General features: G+C 60.9%; 4 protein-coding genes and 1 pseudogene. All 5 read left to right on the top strand.

The window, feature by feature from the left end; all coding sequences use genetic code 11:
- Window positions 1-1727: TolB family protein (locus AC1RJY_RS23950; protein WP_498603712.1), on the top strand; the 1727-nt coding region annotated here is incomplete at its 5' end.
- Between the two features lie 67 nt (window positions 1728-1794).
- A complete protein-coding gene (locus AC1RJY_RS23945) occupies window positions 1795-3372 on the top strand; it encodes a polysaccharide pyruvyl transferase family protein (protein ID WP_498603710.1) in 1578 nt (525 codons plus the stop codon).
- 92 nt (window positions 3373-3464) lie between these two features.
- A complete protein-coding gene (locus tag AC1RJY_RS23940) occupies window positions 3465-4337 on the top strand; it encodes an MBL fold metallo-hydrolase (protein ID WP_498603709.1) in 873 nt (290 codons plus the stop codon).
- 194 nt (window positions 4338-4531) lie between these two features.
- Window positions 4532-5536, top strand: coding sequence for a hypothetical protein (locus tag AC1RJY_RS23935; protein ID WP_498603708.1), 1005 nt, complete (start codon window positions 4532-4534; stop codon window positions 5534-5536).
- A 98-nt stretch (window positions 5537-5634) separates the two neighbouring features.
- Window positions 5635-6669 (top strand): annotated as a pseudogene (locus AC1RJY_RS23930) (cell wall anchor protein); the annotation flags it as partial.

The raw sequence follows: 6669 nt of genomic DNA, 5'->3' as shown, positions 1-6669 counted from the left end.
GAAACGCCGAAGTGGTGTTCTCCTCATCCCAAACCGTCACCAGCAACCACGGATTCAAATACAACAACGGCGCATTCGCCTTGGTCAACGACAAACCCACCACCGCCGGAATCGAAAACGACTACAAAGCCTCAGCATCCCTGACCGCAAGAGCATCCCTGGACTTCGATGCGACGATCAAGCTCTACGGCATTGCCGGGATCACCTTCGGCATCGGCCCCTACGCAACCACCACCATCACCGTGACCGCCGCCAGCGGGGAACAGCTCTCCTGGACCTGCCCCCTGGAACTCGGCGTCGAAGGCCGACTCGGCGTCCTGGCAGGGATCAAAATACTCGGCTTCGACCTCGGCGAATGGAAAGCCACCGCAACCAACACATGGCCCCTCTTCACCGCAAACCCCTGCCAAGGCACCACTGTCATCCAGCCCCCACCAACAAACCCCACCCCCACCCCCACACCCACGCCGACACCGACTGTGCCCACTCAGGGAACGGTCGATCTGGTGAATCTGACTCCAGGAGGCACGGTTGGCATAGATATGCCGGCGGCACCTGTTGTCTCCGCCGATGGTCGATTCGTCGCCTTCATATCGGCTTCTCCTGACCTTGCACCAAACGGGGACAGCAATGAGTCGGAGGATGTCTTTGTGCGGGACATGCAGACGGGTGTCACTCGTTTGGTCTCGGGCACTCCGTCTGGAGCTACCGGAAATGCTAAGTCACATGAACCGTCGATTTCAGCAGACGGCCGTTACATCGCTTTTACGTCCGGAGCATCAGATCTCGTTCCTTCAGACGCCAGTAAGTTGAGCGACGTATTTGTTCGCGACATGGTTGTAGGGAGCACTACGTTGATCTCAGCTACGCCTGCGGGCCCCGCAGGTAACGGTCAGTCAATCGGCCCCTCGATTTCAGCTGATGGTCGCGTGGTGGCGTTTACTTCAACTGCGCAGAACTTAGTGGCCGGCGATACCAATGCCGCAAGCGACGTTTTTGTTAGGGACATGGTCACGCAGACCTCACGTCTCGTCTCGGCCACACCGCTCGGCGTACCCAGTAACGGTTGGTCGAGTTCTGCTTCCCTTTCCGCAAATGGGCAATTTGTGGCATTCTCGTCCTCCAGCGATGATCTGCTGGTGGGTGATTCCCCTGCTACCTACAGCGATGTGTTTATCCGTGACTTGGTGCAAGGGGTTACCCGTCTCGTCTCCGCAACCCCCGGTGGCGGGTTTGCAGATGACTCATCACACAGTCCCTCGCTTTCCGCAGATGGCCGTTATGTGGCATTTGGCTCCTTTGCTTCTAATCTCGACGCTACCGAACCGGCCGAAGTACGAGGCACGAATGACGTGTTTGTGAGGGACATGGTGTCGAACGTGACGAGGACCGTTTCGGTACCTCCGCCGGGTAAACCCGCCAACGATTGGTCGTTCGGCCCTTCCATATCAGACGATGGTCAGTTAGTGAGCTTCATTGCCAGTGGTTATGACATGATCAGCGGTGAGAGCAAAGAAGCTGAAGACGTGTACGTTCGCGACATGACAACGGGTAGCGTGCGATTGGTCAGCGCTACACCGTCCGGTGACGCTGTAAATGAATGGCACCTTCAACAGTCGATGTCTGGAGACGGACTGTACCTAGTCTTTTCAACGTTTGGAAATGATTTGCTTCCTGCAGGAACTCCCTACGGACTCGGGATTTTTCGAGCTCGGATCGGATCCTGATTCGTCATGTGCCCCCGATAACCCGGTACGCTGGAAGCTGTTTTTTGCGTCCAAACACCGGAGTGTCGTGCGAGTCGTAGTTCTTGGGGATATTGGTCAGCCCGTCTATCACGTGGGCGACGAGGCTATGACCCATGCCGTGGTGGACGAACTGCGCGCCAGGGGAGTTTCGGACATTGTGCTGCTCTCGCGCGATCCGGAGCAGAGCACCCGAATCTTTGGCACCGAGTCAGTGAAGACCTTGGAGTTCCCGTGGCCTCCTCACCGACGCGAGACGTACCTGCGTGAGATCCGGGCCGTTCTCGCGGGCGACATGACTGCCCTTCCCGCCGAGGATCAGGTGCATGCGCTCATAGAGACCTTGAAGACGTGCGACGGCGTGGTGATCGCCGGCGGCGGGAACATGACTTCGCCTTACGGCTGGCTGCTCTACGAGCGGGCGGCTGTTGGAGCCATTGCCAATGCTTTGGGTAAGCCGCTGGTCATTTCCGGACAGACTGTTGGACCCGTCCTCACGGGACCCGACTACGACACAGTGGTCGAGCTTTTCCGTTCAGCGACGCTCACCAGTGTCCGCGAGCAGACCTCCTGGGACCTGATGCGGAATGCGGGCGTGCCCGCGGGCCTGACGCTCGACGACGCGAGCTTCTTTGAGGTGGACCATGCCCTGCCGGCCGCCCTTGAATTGGACCAGGTCACTTACAAGCCTCGAGCGGATCGATCTTTTCTGGTAGCCACTTTCGCGCCCGGTACCGGCGCCATGGACAGGGACGCTTTCAACCAGGGCATCGCTGAGGTGCTGGACAGAATCGCCGACGCCGGCAATCTGGACGTTGTGATGATTCCCCACATGTCCCACCCGGGCCAAGCGGACATCGACATCGAAACCCACCAGGACATCCGGCGGAGGATGACCACGGAGAACGTGATGGTCTGCGGCCAGCTGTCCGCAGAGGAGTCCGCGTCGCTGACGATGCAGGCCGAGGTTGTGGTTGCAAGCCGGTACCACCCGGTTGTCTTCGCACTGTCTGCAGGCGTTCCGTGCCTCGGCATCGCCGTGGACTACTACGGCGAGGTGCGCATCGGCGGCGCACTGGCCAACTGGGGCCTCGGCCACACCATGCGTTCCCTTAGGCACCTTGCCACTCCGGAATTCGACGCCTTCGTAGATCAGTTTTGGGCCAGCCGCGGCGATATTCGTTCGTACCTTAAGCAAATGAGCCCTGCGCAAGGCGACTTTCAGCGCGCCTGGTGGGACTTCGTCGTCGAAACCCTGAAGGGCTCACGACCGGAAGCTCCGGTTCTTGTCAGCCCGGAGCCGGCCTTTCTGGAACTCGCATCCGGTGAGCACCCGGCAGTGGCGCAGCTGACGGCCAACAACGAACTGCACATTGGCCACCAGTCGGTAGAGCTCTTTGGCCTGACAAACCTCCTGGAGGACACCCGTGGAAGCCTCGGCGCAATGGAAGCGGTCCGGGACGGGCTGCGGGACGAGCTGAACCAAGTTACCAGCGCGCTTGCAGCCAAGGAATCTGAAGGCCACCACCTCCGGATCGAACGCGACCATCTGCAGGAGAAGCTTCAGTTGTTGGAGTCGTCCCTGCTAGTGCGTGCGTGCCGAAAGCTCCGGCTGCTGCCGCGCTAAGGAAGGCCGCCAGCCTTCCAGCATTCGTACGGGTTCCATGGGTAGAGTAGAGGCCTGAACATCGCCGGATTGCAGTGGATACGGAGCACGAATTGTCAGCTTGGCTAGAACTCGGACCGGACAACTACGTCTTGGAAACCGAGGGATCGTTACTCAACACCGGGCTTGTGGTGGGCTCTGAACTCGCCATGGTCATCGACACCGGCTGCGGCCCGCGCCAGGGCCGGGAGATCCTCGCTGCAGTTCGCGAAAAGACCCAGCTTCCGCTGGTAGTGGTGAACACCCACGCGCACTACGACCACTTCTTCGGTAACGCAGTATTTGCCGACGACGGCGTCACAGAGTTTTGGGCGCACGCCAACTGTGCGGCGGCTATAGAAAGCGACGCCGACAACCAGCGACGCTTCGTGGCCACCAACGAACCTGAGATGGCAGCGGGGGAGGGCGACGCCGTCGACATCGTTGTCCCTAACGCGCTGGTCCACGACCAGCCTGTCCTGGTGGACCTCGGCGGGGTTACCGCCACACTTTTCTACCTCGGCCGCGCGCACACCGACGGCGACCTGCTTGTTGGCACGAGTTCCACGCTGTTTGTGGGCGACCTGGTGGAGCAGGGCGCGCATCCGTCGTTCGAGGACTCGTATCCGGAGGAATGGGCGGATGCGCTCCGGCACATCTCGGCCCTGCGTCACCGCTACGAATTCCTGGTCCCCGGCCACGGCAAACCGGCCAGCGATGAGTTCGTGAAAACAATGGCCGACACCATGAGCACCGCGGTGCGGCAGGCAACGCAGTCCATTCGGGACATGCCATCCGACGCTACTAAAGCAATTCCTGTGCTTCCGTACGGACCGGAACAATCCCGCTGGTTTATCAAAAGGCTTCAGGAAACCAATGCCCAAGGCCGCACTTCGTTGGCTACCCCGGACTTCGGGCCGGAAAAGACCGGTTTCTATCCGTCATAAACAAGGTTCCTTACAAATTTGTCATCTTCTTTACTCCTAACCATGGACTAACGGCTTAGTCCCGTCCTAGGATGAAGGCGACCATTGGTTCGCGACTACCTGGGGGTGTCGAGATGAGGGGTTCACGCGTTTTTCCGCGTGCTACCAGCATTCTCCGCTCTGTCATGGTCGCGGGAGCCGGTACCGCAATCTGGATGGCTCTTTCCGCAACAGCTGCAAGTGCAGACACCGGAACCACTGACAAACCCCTTCTGGGCAGTGTCACGTCCTCAAGTTCAGTCAGCATTCCGGTGCCGAATGTACCCCTGCCGGCCGTTGTCAAAGGATTAGTACCCACCAACCAGATCAACGTCCACGTGCCTGCCGTGACGCCCATTGTGGAGCACGCAGGCGGCACTGTTGATCACGTGGTTTCAGGCGTGCCAGTGGTAAACCAAGTGGTGCCTCCGGGCACTGCGGGAACCCTGGTGAACACGGTTGTGGTTCCGGCCACTGGCACCGTAGATGACGCCGTCAACGTTGTTGTTCAGCCGGTCAATCAAGTTCTGGAACCCGCTCGGCTGGAACCCGTCACGGACGTAGTAACACCGATTGTGGACCCGATTGTCGGCGTAGTGGACACCGTGCTGACGCCCGTCGAAGCCATAGTCCCGCCTGTTACGCTCCCGCCGGTTACTGTCCCGCCAGTGGTTGCACCTCCGGTGGTAGTTCCGCCGGTTACGGCACCTGTGGCCGAGATCCCAAGTGTGCCCGGCACTGATGCAACTGTTGTCCCCGCGACGCCGGACGCCGGCGCAGTGGCGACTACCGGCGTCGTACATTCCACGGGCGCGACGGTTCCCGAGCCCAGCAAACTGGACCTCCGCACGACCCCGCAAGGGATTGCCGCTGATGCTTCAGCGTTGCTGACGCCCACCCGAAATTTCGGTCCGACAGGGATAACTGCGGTGCTCGGCGGCGCCTCCTCAACCGTCGATCCCGCATCACCCGCGAAGCTTCCTTCCGACCGTGCAGTAGTACCTGGCAGCCTCACGGGAGCCGGCTCCGGGAACTCCCAAAACGGTCCGCCCAGCCCCGCAGCAGCATTCCTGCAGGGTGCCCTGATCATTCCCGTAGACGCTCTTCCCGGCCTGGCATCGGCCGACAATGCACAACATCCCAAGCCGGTGTGCTTCGACCCCGGCTCCTCTCCTGACTAATTCCCCAGCCGGCCGCACAGCTCTTTGCGGCAAACGGTCATTCGGGCGATCCGTCACTCGGACGTCCTTGGGAACAAGGCATTCAGGAGAGAACCACAATGAACACGACCATACGCAAGTGCCTCATAGGCACATGCTTTGCCGGGGGCATGATCGTCCTCAGCGCGACTGCGGCGAACGCCGCGGACACCAGCGGCAAGGATGGACTCCTTTCCGGCACGCAGGTGGTAGCGCCAGTAACAACGCCGATCAGCCTCGGCGGAGCATCACTTGGACTGTTGGGGGATTCAGCAGCTACGACGTCCGCGCCGGGAACTGCTGGAAGTTCCGGCTCCGCTGCAGCACCGGCTGCCAGCACCAACGGTTCCAACAGCATCGGCTCCGGAACGCAGCTAGTTGCTCCGGTAACGGTGCCCGTAAACCTGGGCTCGTCGTCAGTGGGTCTGCTGGGGGGCTCCACTGCGGCGAGCTCAGCCACACCTGCCGCTCCGGCACCTGCTGCTCCCGCAGCGGCCGCTCCGGCAGCAAGCACCAGCGGTTCCGACGGTATCGCCTCGGGAACCCAAGTTGTTGCGCCGGTGACGATCCCCATCACGGTGGGAGCGACATCCGCCGGTGTACTTGGCGACTCAACTGCTACATCAGCTCCTGCCCCGGCACAGGCTCCGGCTCCGGCCCAAGCTCCGGTGCAGGCAACGACGTCGGGGGGAGACAGTATTGCGTCCGGCGCTCAGGTAGTGGCTCCGATTTCGGTCCCTGTTAACATCGGAGCCACTGCCGCGGGTGTCGGTGGTGACTCGTCTGCCACCTCCGGCTCGGGTTCTTCATCCGGTGGTACTGCTCCGGCGGCTTCGGGTGCTTCGGGTGCTTCGACTTCCGGTTCTGACGGCATTGGTTCGGGAACCCAGGTTGTTGCTCCGATCACTGCTCCGGTGAACCTTGGTTCGACTTCCGCTGGTGTGTTGGGTGACTCGTTGGCCACGAACACTGGTGCTGGTTCGACTGGTACTTCGGCTCCGGCTTCCTCGGGTGCTTCGACTTCCGGTTCGGATGGTGTTGGTTCGGGAACCCAGGTTGTTGCTCCGATCACGGCTCCGGTAAACCTTGGTTCGACCTCGGCTGGTCTGCTGGGT

The sequence above is a fragment of the Arthrobacter sp. GW822-FHT05G07 genome (assembly GCF_058799755.1).
This window is presented reverse-complemented; position numbering and strand designations above follow the sequence as displayed.